The organism is Yoonia sp. (assembly GCF_965660735.1).
Classification (GTDB): Bacteria; Pseudomonadota; Alphaproteobacteria; order Rhodobacterales; family Rhodobacteraceae; genus Yoonia.
Window position 1 is genome coordinate 1 of the sequence record NZ_CBFIBD010000022.1, and the last position, 14,639, is coordinate 14,639.

The 14,639-nt window shown below is 60.1% G+C and carries 18 protein-coding genes and 2 pseudogenes; 11 read left to right on the top strand and 9 right to left on the bottom strand.

The genetic code is table 11. The annotated features are described in order from the left end of the window. The 3 genes and pseudogenes from ubiA to ACTG4B_RS09490 all read left to right on the top strand — a co-directional run. Window positions 1–239: pseudogene (gene ubiA, locus ACTG4B_RS09480) on the top strand (4-hydroxybenzoate octaprenyltransferase); the annotation flags it as partial. A gap of 62 nt (window positions 240–301) precedes the next feature. Next, window positions 302–2,185 (top strand): OmpA family protein, encoded by a 1,884-nt coding sequence (locus ACTG4B_RS09485; protein WP_439155456.1) that lies wholly within the window; start codon window positions 302–304, stop codon window positions 2,183–2,185. Window positions 2,186–2,199: 14 nt separating this feature from the next. After that, on the top strand, window positions 2,200–2,526 hold the full coding sequence (locus ACTG4B_RS09490) for a hypothetical protein (RefSeq protein ID WP_439155457.1): 327 nt from the start codon (window positions 2,200–2,202) through the stop codon (window positions 2,524–2,526). A 30-nt stretch (window positions 2,527–2,556) separates the two neighbouring features. On the opposite strand, the gene ACTG4B_RS09495 is transcribed toward ACTG4B_RS09490, so the two are convergent. The 5 genes from ACTG4B_RS09495 to ACTG4B_RS09515 all read right to left on the bottom strand — a co-directional run bounded on the left by ACTG4B_RS09495 (window position 2,557) and on the right by ACTG4B_RS09515 (window position 6,195). Continuing rightward, complete coding sequence (locus ACTG4B_RS09495; protein ID WP_439155458.1) at window positions 2,557–2,775, bottom strand: hypothetical protein; 219 nt, start codon at window positions 2,773–2,775, stop codon at window positions 2,557–2,559. Window positions 2,776–2,821: 46 nt separating this feature from the next. Beyond that, window positions 2,822–3,553, bottom strand: coding sequence for an arsenical resistance protein ArsH (arsH, locus tag ACTG4B_RS09500; protein ID WP_439155459.1), 732 nt, complete (start codon window positions 3,551–3,553; stop codon window positions 2,822–2,824). Between the two features lie 146 nt (window positions 3,554–3,699). Continuing rightward, window positions 3,700–4,719 carry an ACR3 family arsenite efflux transporter gene (arsB, locus tag ACTG4B_RS09505; protein ID WP_439155460.1) on the bottom strand — a complete coding sequence of 340 codons (1,020 nt, stop codon included), beginning with the start codon at window positions 4,717–4,719 and terminating at the stop codon, window positions 3,700–3,702. Window positions 4,720–4,722: 3 nt separating this feature from the next. Beyond that, window positions 4,723–5,064 carry an ArsR/SmtB family transcription factor gene (locus tag ACTG4B_RS09510; RefSeq protein WP_439155461.1) on the bottom strand — a complete coding sequence of 114 codons (342 nt, stop codon included), beginning with the start codon at window positions 5,062–5,064 and terminating at the stop codon, window positions 4,723–4,725. Window positions 5,065–5,247: 183 nt separating this feature from the next. After that, window positions 5,248–6,195, bottom strand: a complete 948-nt coding sequence (locus ACTG4B_RS09515; protein ID WP_439155508.1) for an L-threonylcarbamoyladenylate synthase — start codon at window positions 6,193–6,195, stop codon at window positions 5,248–5,250. Window positions 6,196–6,303: 108 nt separating this feature from the next. Between ACTG4B_RS09515 and ACTG4B_RS09520 the strand changes: the two genes are divergently transcribed. Further along, complete coding sequence (locus tag ACTG4B_RS09520) at window positions 6,304–8,007, top strand: acyl-CoA dehydrogenase (RefSeq protein WP_439155462.1); 1,704 nt, start codon at window positions 6,304–6,306, stop codon at window positions 8,005–8,007. Continuing rightward, window positions 8,007–9,044, top strand: a complete 1,038-nt coding sequence (locus ACTG4B_RS09525) for an MBL fold metallo-hydrolase (protein ID WP_439155463.1) — start codon at window positions 8,007–8,009, stop codon at window positions 9,042–9,044. The genes ACTG4B_RS09520 and ACTG4B_RS09525 overlap by 1 nt, the downstream gene beginning before the upstream one ends. Here the strand turns inward: ACTG4B_RS09525 and ACTG4B_RS09530 are convergent, their stop codons facing one another. Then, complete coding sequence (locus ACTG4B_RS09530) at window positions 9,045–9,818, bottom strand: class II glutamine amidotransferase (protein WP_439155464.1); 774 nt, start codon at window positions 9,816–9,818, stop codon at window positions 9,045–9,047. Beyond that, window positions 9,818–10,051 (bottom strand): DUF6356 family protein, encoded by a 234-nt coding sequence (locus ACTG4B_RS09535; RefSeq protein WP_439155465.1) that lies wholly within the window; start codon window positions 10,049–10,051, stop codon window positions 9,818–9,820. Before ACTG4B_RS09535 ends, ACTG4B_RS09530 begins: the two co-directional genes overlap by 1 nt. A 103-nt stretch (window positions 10,052–10,154) precedes the next feature. On the opposite strand from ACTG4B_RS09535, the gene ACTG4B_RS09540 reads away from it, so the two are divergent. The 3 genes from ACTG4B_RS09540 (at window position 10,155) to ACTG4B_RS09550 (ending at window position 11,508) form a co-directional block, all read left to right on the top strand. After that, complete coding sequence (locus ACTG4B_RS09540) at window positions 10,155–10,616, top strand: Lrp/AsnC family transcriptional regulator (protein WP_439155466.1); 462 nt, start codon at window positions 10,155–10,157, stop codon at window positions 10,614–10,616. A 134-nt stretch (window positions 10,617–10,750) separates the two neighbouring features. Beyond that, a complete protein-coding gene (locus ACTG4B_RS09545) occupies window positions 10,751–10,885 on the top strand; it encodes an aa3-type cytochrome c oxidase subunit IV (protein WP_439155467.1) in 135 nt (44 codons plus the stop codon). An 8-nt stretch (window positions 10,886–10,893) separates the two neighbouring features. Continuing rightward, window positions 10,894–11,508: a hypothetical protein gene (locus ACTG4B_RS09550; protein WP_439155468.1), complete on the top strand. Its 615-nt coding sequence runs from the start codon at window positions 10,894–10,896 to the stop codon at window positions 11,506–11,508. Here the strand turns inward: ACTG4B_RS09550 and ACTG4B_RS09555 are convergent. Next, a complete protein-coding gene (locus ACTG4B_RS09555; protein WP_439155469.1) occupies window positions 11,492–11,827 on the bottom strand; it encodes an AzlD domain-containing protein in 336 nt (111 codons plus the stop codon). The genes ACTG4B_RS09550 and ACTG4B_RS09555 overlap by 17 nt on opposite strands. Continuing rightward, window positions 11,824–12,543: pseudogene (locus ACTG4B_RS09560) on the bottom strand (AzlC family ABC transporter permease). Before ACTG4B_RS09560 ends, ACTG4B_RS09555 begins: the two are co-directional and overlap by 4 nt. A 63-nt stretch (window positions 12,544–12,606) precedes the next feature. Between ACTG4B_RS09560 and ACTG4B_RS09565 the strand changes: the two are divergent. The 3 genes from ACTG4B_RS09565 to mobB all read left to right on the top strand — a co-directional run bounded on the left by ACTG4B_RS09565 (window position 12,607) and on the right by mobB (window position 14,637). Further along, entirely contained in the window at window positions 12,607–13,491 is an 885-nt protein-coding gene (locus ACTG4B_RS09565) for a formate dehydrogenase accessory sulfurtransferase FdhD (RefSeq protein ID WP_439155470.1), read from the top strand. Window positions 13,492–13,561: 70 nt separating this feature from the next. Further along, window positions 13,562–14,149: a molybdenum cofactor guanylyltransferase MobA gene (mobA, locus tag ACTG4B_RS09570; protein ID WP_439155471.1), complete on the top strand. Its 588-nt coding sequence runs from the start codon at window positions 13,562–13,564 to the stop codon at window positions 14,147–14,149. Then, complete coding sequence (gene mobB, locus ACTG4B_RS09575; protein WP_439155472.1) at window positions 14,146–14,637, top strand: molybdopterin-guanine dinucleotide biosynthesis protein B; 492 nt, start codon at window positions 14,146–14,148, stop codon at window positions 14,635–14,637. Before mobA ends, mobB begins: the two co-directional genes overlap by 4 nt. The last annotated feature ends 2 nt before the right edge of the window (window positions 14,638–14,639 follow it).

Here is a 14,639-nt window from a genome sequence, read left to right on the forward strand (position 1 = left end):
TGTTCCTGACGGTCACCTTGATCCTGTTCGGCGCTGCGGTTGTTCTGGCCTGCGTCGAACGGTCTGTGCTGTCGCTGGTCATTGCCATCGCCGGGCCTTGGGCGATGGGCTGGCACCTGACATGGCAACTGACGCGTTTCGATGCTGATGACAATGACACGCTGCTGCGGCTATTCAGATCGAACAGAAACGCGGGGCTGATCCCTCTGCCATTTTTCGCCATCGCGCTTTTGGTATGATTGAACACAACGGCAGCGCGGCCTATGGGTAAGGCCCGCGTGACTTTAACAAACGGATGACCATGCGCCTGTCTGCCATTTTCTTGCGTCTCGGGGCCTTTGCATGCGCAGGCTACGCCGCCTTTGCCGCCGCCCAGACCACTGTCGCCGTCGTCGAGGGTCGATCCGTGCAAGCCGTGCAAGAAAGCCTTTTAGAACAAGGCTATAGCTGGGCAGCGGTGCAGGGTGACGGGCTACAGGTGATCCTCGAAGGACAGGCCCCGACAGAGGTGCTGCGCTTTCGCGCGATTTCGGCTGCAGGGGCGATGGTGGATGCCAGTCGTATTATCGACAACCTGAGCGTGGCCGATTCGGCAGAGATCACTCCGCCGCAATTTGCCATCGAAATTCTCCGCAATGACAGTGGCGTCTCCTTGATCGGGTTGATCCCTGCCAGCTCTGACCGGGATCGGCTCGCAGGTCAGATTACCGATATCGCTGACGGGCAACCGGTCACTGACCTGCTGGAGTCAGGCGATTATCCGACACCCGAAACATGGCGCGATGCAATGCGATATGCACTGCGCGCGTTGGAAATGCTGCCGCGCTCGAAAATCTCGGTCGGCGCGGATCATGTGACCGTCAATGCGATTGCCGACAGCCCGGCAGAAAAGCGGCAACTGGAAACCGCGCTGTCGCGCAACATGCCCGAAGGCGTGCGCATCGCGATCAGCATCAACGCGCCACGACCCGTGATTTCCCCCTTTACCACGCGATTCATTCTGGACGAAACAGGCGCAAAATTCGACGCTTGCGCGGCCGATACCGAAACGGCCCGCGATATGATCCTGGCAGCAGCCAGCGCGGCGGGGTTTTCCGACAAGGCCAACTGCACCCTTGCGCTTGGCGCGCCCAGCCGCACCTGGGGCGATGCCGTCGCAATGTCGATCGAGGCGATCAGCGCGCTAAAAGGCGGCACTGTGACCATTTCGGATACCGACATTACGCTGGTCGCGCCAATGGGAACCGATCAAAGCATCTTTGACGATGTCGTCGGCGCGCTTGACAACGCCCTGCCAGATACGTTCGCGCTGGCGGCCGAGTTGCCCCAGCCCCCCGAAACCACACCTGACGGCGTGCCGCAATTCACCGCGACACGCAGCCCCGAAGGCGAAGTGCAATTACGCGGGCGCATCCCGGACGAGGTCACCAATATGGTCACCGAAAATTATGCCATTGCGAAATTCGGCCAAAGCAGCATCACAATGCGCACAAGGATCGTTCCCGGTCTGCCTCAGGGATGGTCCGTGCGGGTGCTGGCTGCAATCGAAGCACTGTCGAAATTGTCAAACGGGGCCGTCATTGTCGAACCCACGCGCATGCTGGTGCGCGGCAATACCGGCAACACCGAAGCAAGCGCCGAAATTTCCCGATTGCTGATCGAAAAGCTGGGCCAATCTTCGGATTTTGAAATCGACGTGACCTACGTCGAACAGCTTGATCCGATCGCCGCCTTGCCCACACCCGAAGAATGCATCGACCAGATCAAGGCGATCACCGACGACCGCAAGATCACCTTTGATCCCAGTTCAGCGCAGCTGACGGCCGATACGCAACTGGTTGTCGATGACATCGCCGATATCCTGAAGGCCTGTGGCGACCTGCGAATCCGCGTGGCAGGCTATACCGACAGCCAGGGCCGCGAGGTGATGAACCAGCAATTGTCACAGGATCGGGCCGATGCGATCCTGACAGCGCTGCGCGCACGCCGCGTCCCCGTCAGCACGTTCGAGGCGGTCGGATTTGGTGAAGAGAACCCCATCGCCGACAACGACACCGAAGAAGGCCGCGAAGCGAACCGGCGGATCGAATTCAACTTGATAGTGCCGGAACCCGCGCCGGACGAAATTAACGCGCTTGACGAGATTGCGCAGGAAACGCCGCTTGAAATACCGCCAAGCGAATAGACAAGGTCAACACCGTGAACAGAACCGAATTCATCATCGCCACCGCGATCATCCTGTTTGTGGCCTTTGCGCTTGGCTGGTTTGCCAGTTGGCTGGTCAATCGCTTTACCCGCGTCACAAAGGCCGAGATCGGCGAGCTGGATAAGATGGCGCAAGACCTGCACGAGGCCGAGGAAACGCGCGATCAGGCGATCACATACCTGCAACAGCGCGAGGCGGAAATGACCAACCAGCTGTCCCAGACAGAGGCAGAGTTGCGCGCGGCGATGGATGGCCTGCGCGAGGCCCGTCGCGAGGCCGAAGAACTGCGCGGCTATATCGAACGCCACAAGACAGGTTGATGTGTCAAATAAGCACACCTTTTCAGACATTTAATTCCACAAAAGAACATCCAACGCATAATTTTTGAAGGAATCGCCCGCCGTGACGGGGAACATTCCGTCAGGGCAGAGCGCAGACTGGAAAATATTCAGCCGCGCATGTTCAGAGCGGAGCGCATCATCGACCGCCGCGCAACCCGCTGCTTCGCCCAGATAAGGAACCTCTCCGCTGCGATCGGGCAAGCAGCGCGAGGTGACGGTTCTGGTCACGGTGATGGCCCCTGCCCAAGCCTGAATCCAGACCGTCCGACACGATTCAGATGGATCGCTGATTGACCCGCGCCGACAGCTGGGCCGCGTTTTCCTTACGCTCGGAATACCGATCAACAAGATAATCCGCCCGGCCCCGCGTCAAAAGTGTGAACTTCACCAATTCCTCCATCACGTCCACGATGCGGTCGTAATAGGGCGATGGTTTCATGCGTCCTGACTCATCGAATTCCAGGTACGCTTTTGCCACGGAAGACTGGTTGGGGATTGTGATCATACGCATCCAGCGCCCGAGAATTCGCATCTGGTTGACCGCGTTAAAACTTTGCGACCCACCGGAAACCTGCATGACCGCCAGCGTTTTACCCTGCGTAGGCCGCACTGCCCCCTCGGACAGGGGTATCCAATCGATCTGTGTCTTCATGACCCCTGTCATCGCGCCATGGCGCTCCGGGCTGGACCAGACCATGCCTTCGGACCAGGCCGCCAGATCGCGCAACGCCCGCACCTTGGCGTGACTGGCGTCCACCCCATCGTCCACAAGAGGTAAACCAGAGGGATTGAACACCCTGACGTCAGCCCCGAGGCGCGTCAGGATACGCCCCGCTTCTTCGGCTGATAGCCGGCTGAAAGACCGTTCTCGCAACGATCCGTAGAGGATGAGGATGCGCGGCGGGTGGTTGGTCGCCGGTGTGGCTAACAAGCGATCGCGGTCTACGGCAGCAAAGCATATCTCGTCGATTTGTGGCGTGGTCGGGTCAGTCAGCGTTTCAGCCAAGGCGAACTCCTCAAAAATCTATTAAAAACGTATTTCCCAGTTGGCCGGCGACACTGCGGCAACTTTTCCGGCGGGTCCGGCACCACTGCAACCGACCGGCCCATCGCCTGATGTGCCAAGGTTTGGATCGTGATGAATGGCCACCGTCACGCCGGAAAGCGGTGCCGGGTGCGGTTGGCGAACCAGACCAGCGACAGCATGACAGGGACCTCGACCAATACGCCTACGACAGTGACCAACGCCGCGCCAGAATTCAAACCGAACAGGCCGATAGCGACGGCCACTGCCAGTTCAAAGAAATTCGACGTGCCGATCAGCGCGCAGGGTGCCGCAACCTTGTGCGGGACATGCCACCGCCATGCCCAGAAATAGGCGACTGCAAAAATCCCGTAGGATTGAATCAGGATCGGCGTGGCCAGCAAAACAATCAGAAAGGGATTATCAAGGATCACATTGCCCTGGAAACCGAATAAAAGCACAACCGTGAGCAGCAGGCCCAGAACAGATGCGGGCTTGATCCATGCTGTAAAGACCGCGACAGCCGCTGTACCCCCTCGCGCAAGCAGGCGCGCGCGCGTGAACAGCCCCGCCGCCAGCGGCAGCACGACATACAGAACCACTGACAAGACAAGTGTTTCCCAAGGCACCGCAATGTCGGTCACGCCGAGCAGAAAGGCGACGATAGGCGCAAAGGCAAAAACCATGATCACGTCGTTCAGCGACACCTGCACCAGCGTGTAGTTTGGATCGCCTTTCGTCAGCTGCGACCAGACGAAAACCATCGCCGTGCAGGGCGCGGCGCCCAGCAGGATCAAACCGGCGATGTATTGCCCCGCATTGACCGGGTCAATCATGCCCGCGAAGACGTAGTTGAAGAACAGCACCCCCAGGGCCGCCATGGTGAAGGGCTTGATCAGCCAGTTCACGACGACCGTGATCACCAGCCCCTTGGGGCGCTGACCGACATCTTTCAGCGCACCAAGGTCCACCGCAACCATCATCGGATAGACCATAGCCCAGATCAGCACTGCCACCACCAGATTGACCGACGCATATTCAAGGGCGGCCAGTAACCCGAACAGACCGGGAAACAGGTTCGCCAGCACAATCCCCGCGAAAATGCACGCGGCAACCCAGAGCGAAAGATAGCGTTCAAATAGTGACATGGTTCATCCCTTGACGGGGTCGGGGGAGACACAACAGCCCGTCTTTTGCCCAGCGGCATCAAGGTGGCCAACCAGCGCGGACAGGGGCAGCAATGCGCCGGGGTTCAGCGAATAGCAGACGCGCGGCGGATCAATCTGGCCTTTGATTACCCCTGCCTCTTTCAGGATGCGCAGATGTTCGGAAACCGTGGACTGCGCAAGGCCGACGGCATCAACAATCTCGCCACCGATGCAGCCCGGCGTGCCCGCCAAAAGGCGCAGGATCCGCAACCGGGCCGGGTGCCCAAGCGCTCTGGCCGTTGCCGCAATCCCGATATCAGCATGCTCTTGTTCGGTGTCACGCATTGGAATATCCCGTCTGTTTATCGTCAATCGTCGTTTTACGATATAAATTCACTTGCCGATGTGCAAGCCGAATAGATCGCGTTACCGACCGCCTGCGACAGGTGGCCGACGATCGGGCTTTTGGCACGAACACCACCGCAACGTCAGCTGTCTGCAAGCACGCCGAAGGCGCTCTGCGGTTGGCTATCGCGGCGCGGCGGCGCGGCGCAGCCGGTCATTTATGGCGCGGCCCAGCCCCCGATCAGGGATCGGCGACACGGCGATACGTGTCGCACCCATTAAATCAAGCCGATGCAGGTAATCAAACAGCTTGGCCGCCGCCTCGGTCAGATCACCCGTAGGCGACAGATTCAGATCGGCCGAAACAGGGCCAAAACCCAGCAGGACCTCGCCTGACTGGGCCTCTGTCGCATTTAACCGCACTGTGCCCAAAGGCGCATAATGCGACGCCAGTTGGCCTGGCGATTGCGGGGTTTCAGGATCGTCGGGCAAGGCAAGCGGTGCGCCCAGACAGGTCTCCAGTGCCTCGGTCGGGATGCCGCCAGCGCGCAACAGCGCAGGCCGGCCCACACAAGACACAATGGTAGATTCCAGCCCCACGCTACACGGCCCGCCATCGACCAGCGCATTGATCTTGTTGCCAAGTCCAGCACTCACATGGGCCGCTGTTGTCGGACTGATCCGGCCTGACGGATTGGCTGACGGCGCGGCCACCGGCCCGCCAAAGGCGCGCAGCAACCTCTGCGCCACCGGATGGTCCGGCACACGCACCGCCAGCGTATCCAGCCCCGCCGTCACCAGCCGCGAAATCCCCGCGTCAGGCCGCAATGGCAGCACTAGCGTCAGCGCGCCAGGCCAGAACGCATCGGCCAGCCTTGTCGCATCATCATTGAAGACACAGTATTTTTCTGCCGCCGCCATGTCAGGCAAATGCACGATCAGCGGGTTGAAACTCGGCCGCCCCTTGGCAGCAAAGATGCCAGCCACGGCGCGATCTTTGCGGGCGTCGGCGCCCAGCCCATAGACCGTTTCCGTCGGGAACGACACAAGCCCGCCGTCGCGCAAAACCGCAGCCGCTCGCGCAACCCCGTCAACATCGGGTGGCAAAATCAGCAAAGGCGCATGTGTCATGACGTGGCGTTTCGGTTGATGGGCAAAGGGTGTGCGGTAGATTAGGTCAGTATCCATAGATGCCTGCCCTGCCTTTGCCAAGGACGACATGAAACCGGAGATGAAACAATGCCTTATCGCGCACCCGTCAACGATTTTCGATTCCTGATGGATCACGTCACGGGCTTTTCGCAGGTCGCCGCAACCGACCGCTATTGCGAAGCGACACCGGACATGACAGATGCCATCCTGACCGAAGCTGCCAAAATGTGCGAAGATATCCTTGCCCCTCTGCAACGTGCGGGCGATCTGCATCCGGCGCATCTGGACAACGGTGTCGTCCGCACGCCCCCCGGGTTTGCCGATGGCTACAAGGCCATCGCGACCGGTGGCTGGATCGGCATGTCGGCCAACCCCGAAAACGGCGGTCTTGGGCTGCCGATGACGCTGACTACCGCCGTCAATGAAATGATGTCAGGGGCGTGCCTTGCGCTGCAACTGAACCCGCTGATGTCGCAGGGCCAGATCGAGGCGCTGGAACATCATGCATCCGACGCGATCAAGAAACTTTACCTGCCGAAACTGATTTCGGGGGAATGGTGCGGCACAATGAACCTGACCGAACCGCAGGCCGGGTCGGACGTGGGCGCGCTGCGGTCCAAGGCCGAACCGAATGGCGACGGCACCTACGCGATCAGCGGGCAAAAGATCTATATCAGCTGGGGCGACAATGATTTCACTGGAAATGTTTGCCACCTTGTTCTGGCCCGCCTGCCCGATGGCGTGCCAGGGACCAAGGGGATCAGCCTGTTCATGGTCCCCAAATTCATCCCCGACGCAGACGGCACCCCCGGCAAGAAGAACGATCTGCGGGTCGTCAGCCTTGAGCATAAAATGGGGCTGCATGGATCGCCCACTGCCGTGATGGAATATTCGGGTGCAACCGGATGGCTGGTTGGCCCGGAACACGGCGGTATGGCGGCGATGTTCACCATGATGAACAACGCGCGCGTTGGTGTTGGCGTGCAAGGGATCGGCGTCGCCGAAGGCGCATTGCAGCACGCGCTGGCATATGCACAGGACCGCAAACAGGGCAAGGCACCCGGCACGGGCGCAATCATCGAACACGCTGACGTGCGCAGGATGCTGACCACGATGAAGGCCGATACCTACGCCGCGCGCGCCATCGCACTGATGAATGCCGTGGCGATTGATATGACCAGCGCTACAGGCGATGCAGGCTGGAAGGCGCGCGCAGCGTTCCTGACCCCGATCACTAAGGCATTCGGCACGGATGTGGGCATCGACGTGGCCAACACCGGCGTGCAGGTGCATGGCGGCATGGGTTATATCGAGGAAACGGGGGCGGCCCAATATGCCCGCGATGTGCGGGTGACGGCCATCTACGAAGGCACCAACGGCATTCAGGCGATGGACCTTGTGGCGCGCAAACTGATGGACGGCGGCGAGGCGGCATTCCGCCTGCTGGAAGAAATCGAGCAAGGTGCCGAGGCGGCAAAAGCCGACCATCCCGAACTGTCAAACGCTGTTTGGCAGGCTGCCGAAACCCTGCGCGAGACGACGGAATGGCTGGTGGATCAAAATGACCTGAACGAACGGTTTGCAGGTGCAGTCCCCTACCTGCGGGCCTTTGCGCGGGTGCTGGGCGGTCATGCGCATCTGGCATCTGCCGTAGCAGGCGACCCGTCCCGACAACGGCTGGCCGCGTTTTATATCAAGCGGTTGCTGCCGGAACATGCGGGGCTTCTGGCGCATGTGCGCGAAGGCGCCGATGACCTGATGGCCATTACCAACGACGATCTGGCCGCTTGATGCCTGACGGGGTCACCGGCATCCGCTATCCCTTTGCGGACCCTCCAGCCGAAGGACAAGCGATTGAAGTGGCCGATGGCGTGCTTTGGATGCGGTTGCCGCTGCCGATGGCGCTGGATCATGTGAATGTCTATGCGCTGGACGATGGTGACAGCTGGACGGTGATCGACACCGGGTTTGCCAGCAAACGCAGCCGTGCGATCTGGACTGCGCTGCTGGATGGGCCGCTGGCGGGCAAGCCTGTCAGCCGTTTGATCGTGACGCACCACCACCCTGACCATGTCGGGCTTGCCGGATGGTTCATCGCCAATGGGGCGACATTGCACATGCCACGCACCGGCTGGCTGATGGCCCGGATGCTGACCCTGGACGAACAGGCAACGCCGCCGCACGAAACACTGGAATTCTATCGCCGCGCGGGCATGAACGCCGATGAACTGGCGCTGCGACGATCAGAACGGCCCTTCAACTTTGCCGATTGCGTCGTGCCGCTGCCGCAGGGCTATCAACGGCTGCTGGATAGCGGGACGATCAAGATGGGCGGGCGCACCTGGGATATCCGGATGGGTGACGGCCACGCCCCGGAACACGCCACCTTCTGGAGCAGGGATGACAATCTGATCATTGGCGGTGACCAGTTGCTGCCGTCAATCAGCGCCAATCTGGGCGTCTATGCGACCGAGCCAGAGGCCGATCCCGTCACGGACTGGCTGACGTCCTGCGAAAGGCTGGCCCCTTTTGCACGTGATGACCAACTGGTGTTGGGCGGGCACAAACTGCCGTTCACCGGATTGCCGCTGCGGCTGACCCAGATGATTGACAACCATCATGGCGCACTGTCCCGGCTGCTGGTTCATCTGACCGAACCACGGACCGCCGGTGACTGTTTTCCCGCGCTTTTCAAGCGCAACATTGGCCGGTCCGAATACGGGCTTGCCCTGGTAGAATCGGTGGCCCATCTGAACCATCTGCACCAGTCCGGCAAAGCCAGCCGCATTATGCGCGACGACGGCGCGTGGCTGTTTCAATCGCTTTGATTAAGCCGCGACTGGCAGACTGATACTTTCTGTCTGTAGCCCGTCAGCGGATATCCTGCACAAGACATTGCACGGCAAGGCGGTCCAGCGTTCCGTAACGCCGCACAATGGCTCTGATGCGACCGCGCGACCGCCATTGTCCAGCACACCCGACAAATAAAGCGTCGGGCTGTTGCCGCTGGATGCATGGCGGAATGCATAGAGCGTGTCACCGTCAGAAAAGACGCAAGTCAACTTGACCGGGCCGCTGGCGCCCTCTGGCCCGATGTCGTTCAACGTCGTGGCGATCGCGCCCGCCACGTCGCGGTCCAGCCCATGTGCCTGCATACTGAGAAAAATCAATTCGCTGTCTGCCGTCCCTCGACGGGCATCGAACAAATCATCCGGCAGGGCCGCCATCATCCGTCGCTTGATTTGGCCGAAATGCGGGATCTGGCCGTTATGGCAGAACGACCAGCGGTCATAGGCAAAGGGATGGCAATTTGCCCGGCTTGTCTCGCCCACGGTCGAGGCGCGGATATGGGCAATGAAGAGTTGCGACCGAACCATGCGACACAGGTGGGTCAGGTTGTCATCCGCCCAGGCCGGCAGCACATCACGGTAAAGTCCCGGTGCCTGACCTTCGCCATACCAGCTGATCCCGAAGCCATCACCGTTGACGGCCAGTTTGGCCTCGTTCGCATGCTGGCTTTGGGTCAGCAAGGAATGCCGGGGGCGCACGATGATGTTTTCCAGCGGAATCGCCGGCCCGGCATACGCGGCAATGCGGCACATCAGTGGCGTGCCATGATCCGGCCATGCAGCCGCATGAGAATCCGGCTTGCCGTCGTTTCGCAAAGCGCGGGCACGATGGCATGCACCAGTGCCGCCACAGCCGCGACCGCCAGCCAGAAACTGAACCCGAACGCAAACCGCATATGGCCAAGGTAGGTTTCATTCACGGTCGCGGGATGGTCAAGGAACAGGGCCGCAATCGGGCGTCGCAGGGTGTTTGTAGTATCTGACATTGGAAACCTCTGATCTGATTGCGATCAAGATAGCCCCTGGCGCATGATATTTGATCCCAATTATGACTACTAAAACAGATTATTTTAGGATATTATCCCCACTATGAACCATAGAATCGACGAAATAGACCGCGCCATCCTGCGCATCCTTCAAAAGGATGCAACGCTCGCTGTCGATGATATCGGTGTGCAGGTGCATTTGTCCCGCAATGCTTGCTGGCGGCGGATCAAGGCGATGGAACTGGCAGGCATCATCACAGGGCGCGTCGCACTTGTCGATCCGGCCAGGGTCGGCGCCCCGCTGACCGTCATGGTCCTGATCCGCACAAACGCCCATGAAGCGGCCTGGATGACGCAGTTTCAGACCATTCTACGCACCATGCCAGAGGTCGTGGGCGCCTACCGGATGACCGGTGATCTGGATTACGTCCTGCGTGTCAGGGTCGCCGATGTGCCTGCCTATGATGCCTTTTATAAACGGCTGACGGCGCAAATCTCGGTCTCGGACATTTCGGCCAGTTTTGTGATGCAAGAGATCAAGGAAACTACTGCGGTGCCGTTATGACCGCCCCATTCTGCCGCCAGCATGTCAAAAAACGGCAGCCACGCATGAATGTCTGATGTGACCACCTGACCGGGTGACAGCCCCGCATGAATCGTCTATGCGATGGGCGAATGTTTTTGTGAAGGACGACAAAGATGGCTGACTACAAACCTGGCGAAATGGATATCTCGGTTCAGGAAAAGACCTTTGACACATTTGTCAGCTGGGTCACAAAGGCGGCGATTGCGATCATCGTGCTGTTGATTTTTCTAGCTCTGGTCAACGGCTGAACCGCCTCTTGGACCGTCGGAAATTCCTGATCGGCCTCCCGCTGGCGCTGTCTGCTTGCGCGGTCGAGGAAATCTGGGCACCTGACGATGTCGTGGCGCGTGCGATCTATCGCGGCGACGGGCCAAAGCATCTGACGCTTTATACAATGCTGAATGTGGGCTCTGATAACGGGGCCCACACGTCACTTCTGATAGATGCCAGCCACCGTGTGATCTTTGATCCGGCCGGATCGTTCAAACAGTCACGCATCCCCGAACGCAATGACGTGCTGTTCGGGATCAGCCCGCAGTTGGAACAATATTACGTCAGCTACCACGCAAGATCGACCTATTACGTTGTGGGCCAACGGATTGAAGTTGCGCCAGAGGTGGCCGAACGCGCACTGATCCTTGCCTTGGCAAATGGCGCCGTGCCCAAGGCGGGCTGCACCCGATCAACATCGCGGCTGCTGCGGCAGCTGCCCGGCTTTGGCGGGCTGCGGCAAACCATGTTTCCCGACAAATTGATGAAAGACTTTGCCACCCTTCCCGACATCGCGACGCGCGAATACCGCGAAAACGATGCCGACGACAAATCTGTGGCCGCAGCGCGCATCAACGCGGCGCTTACAGAAACGCCGTGATCCCCAGCCCGGTATAAAGTGCGACCGCGCCGGCCCCCATGGCCCACAGCACATTGCGCACCCATAGCCCGACGGCAATCGTCACCATCGCCGCGATCATGCGCACCGGATCAGGTTGGCCATCTGTCGCCGCCGGCCACAGCACCAACGGGGCCACCATCCCCGGCAGCACTGCCACAGGCGTGAACCGCAACAGGCGCAAGACGACGGGCGGCATGGCCCGGTCGCCAATCAAGCCCAGAAATGAAAACCGGATCAGAAACGTGCCCGCCCCCAACACCGCGATGATCAACCAGATTTCTGCTGTGCTGTAATTCATTTCCGCCGCTCCATCATGGTTTCGACGACAGCACCTGTCACCATCGCGGCCGCCGCCGCAATCAATAGCCCCGTGCCCGATGGCAAGTCGATCAGCAGCAACGCCACAACAATTGACACCGCAGCCGCCGCCACATGCGCGCGTTATTTCAGCATCGGCGCGACCATCGCCAGAAACATGATCGGAATGGCAAAATCCAGCGCCCATGCTTCGGGGATTGCGGCACCTGCCACGATGCCCACCAAGGTCATGATCATCCAGACCGGGGTGATCGGGGTTGCCAGCCCCAGAAAATACTTCACGCGGGCACTGACTGTCATATCCGGCTGCATTTCATACCGGGCCACCGACCCGATATAGGTCTGGTCAAACATCAGATAGGCCACAAAGGCCCGCCGCCACAGCGGGGCGGACCCCAAGTAAGGCACCAGCGATGCCGAATACATCGCCATCCGCAAATTCACCGCCAATGCCGCCAGCAGAACGAAAGCGATGCCTGCGTTTTCAACCATCAATTGCACGGCTGCAAATTGCGACGCACCTGCAATGACCAGCACCGAAAACCCCATCGCCTGCGCCATGGTCAGCCCCGCATCCGTCGCTACCACGCCAAAGACCGTGGCAAAGGGCGCGGCCATCAAAATGAACGGCAAACCGTCCCGCACACCCGTCAGATAGGGTGAGGGCGCAATCGTTTTGGTGGTGGAAGTCGTCATGCATATGCCCTAGCTTTGGCGCGTTACAAGGGCAGGCTTAGACCCGCTGGACAGGAAAGACAATTGGCACGCATCGACGACATATCCGACTATCTGATCGCCCCCGATCCGCAGTCCGCCCGACTGACACGCGCCGTCACCGGGACAGACCAGAACGGCCAGCCTATGGACCTGCGCGTCGTCGAAGAGCGCCCGCTGACAATCTATCTGAACGCACAGGAAATCGTGACTGCGATGACCATTGGCGATTATCCCGAATATCTCGCGCTTGGCTTCCTGCGCAATCAAGGAATGCTGCGCAAGGGCGAGGTGATCAAGGGCGTTGACTATGACGAAGAGCTTGAGGTCGTGGTCGTCCGCACCGACGGGCAAACCACCTATGAAGACAAGCTGAAAAAGAAAACCCGCACCAGCGGTTGCGCGGTCGGCACCGTGTTCGGTGACATGATGGAGGGTCTGGAAAATGTGACCCTGCCCGCCACACAGGTCAGGACATCAGACCTCTATACACTGGCCGCCAAGATCAACCGCACCCCGTCGCTGTATCTGGAGGCGGGCGCGATTCACGGCACGATTCTGTGTCAGGGCAACCGCCCGCTGGTCTACATGGAGGACGTCGGGCGGCATAACGCCGTCGATAAAATCGCTGGCTGGATGCTGTCGGAAAACGTCCACCCGCATGACAAGATCCTGTATACAACCGGGCGGCTGACCTCTGAAATGGTGATCAAGACGGCGCTGATGGGCATCCCCGTGCTGGCGTCGCGTTCAGGCTTTACCGCTTGGGGCGTGGAAATCGCGGGCCAGATCGGCTTGACCCTTATTGGCCGGATGAAAGGGCAGCGTTTTGTGTGCCTTGCAGGCGAAACCCGCCTGATACGCGATGCCGACCCGACCCAAGTCGCAGATGAGCCGCGCAAGATGGGCCGAAAGGGCAGCAGCACATGACCTTCCCATCATCTTGCCAAAAATACTCCAGCCGGAGGCTCCTGCGCGCGAAACCCGCACAGGTGTCATCATGAAAGCGCCCTTTGGCGTGATCCTTGCAGGTGGGCTGGCGACCCGCATGGGCGGCGGTGACAAGGGGCTGCTGCCGCTTGGCGAAACCACCATCCTTGCACATGTGATTGACCGGCTGGAACCGCAGGTGGCGACGCTCGCATTGAACGCCAACGGCGATCCAGAACGCTTTGCCGCACTCGGCTTGCCGGTGATCCCCGACAGTATCAGCGGTTTTGCCGGACCTCTTTCAGGTGTGCTGGCAGGGCTGGACTGGGCCGCGACACAAGGGGCGACGCATATCGTGACCGCCGCCGCGGATACGCCGTTTTTCCCCTGCGATCTGGTGCCACGGTTGCAGCTGGCCGCAGACACAGCAGGCACACAAATCGCACTTGCCGCGACACCGGGGGGGCGGCATCCCACCTTCGGGCTTTGGCCCGTGGCCCTGCGCGACGATCTGCGAACAGCGTTGCACGACGGGCTGCGCAAGGTCGTGATCTGGACGGACAAACACGGCTGCGCAATGGCGGAATTTCCCGATGATGCGGCATTTTTCAACGTGAACACACCAGACGACCTGGAACAGGCAAAGGCGATGATATGAATATCTATGGCGTCGTCGGCTACAAGAACGCCGGCAAGACCGGCCTGATGGAACGGCTGGTGACAGACATCACCGGGCGCGGGTTCACCGTATCGACCCTGAAACACGCCCATCATACGTTTGACGTCGACCAACCCGGCAAGGACAGCCACCGCCACCGCGTCGCGGGCGCGCAGCAGGTGCTGCTGGCATCTGGCACCCGTTGGGCGCTGATGACCGAGTTGCGCGATGCACCTGAACCGCCACTGACCGATCTGCTGGCGCAACTCGACCCCGTCGAACTGGTGTTGGTCGAAGGATACAAACGCGACAGCCATGCCAAGATCGAAGCGTTTCGCGGCGAAACCGGCAACCCGCTGATCGCCCGCGATGACGACACCGTGCGTGCCGTCGCCAGCGATTGCCCGCTGGACCTCGATCGGCCAGTCTTTGATCTGAACGACACCAAGGCCATCGCCGATTTCATCCTGTCAGAGGTGGGCCTTTGATT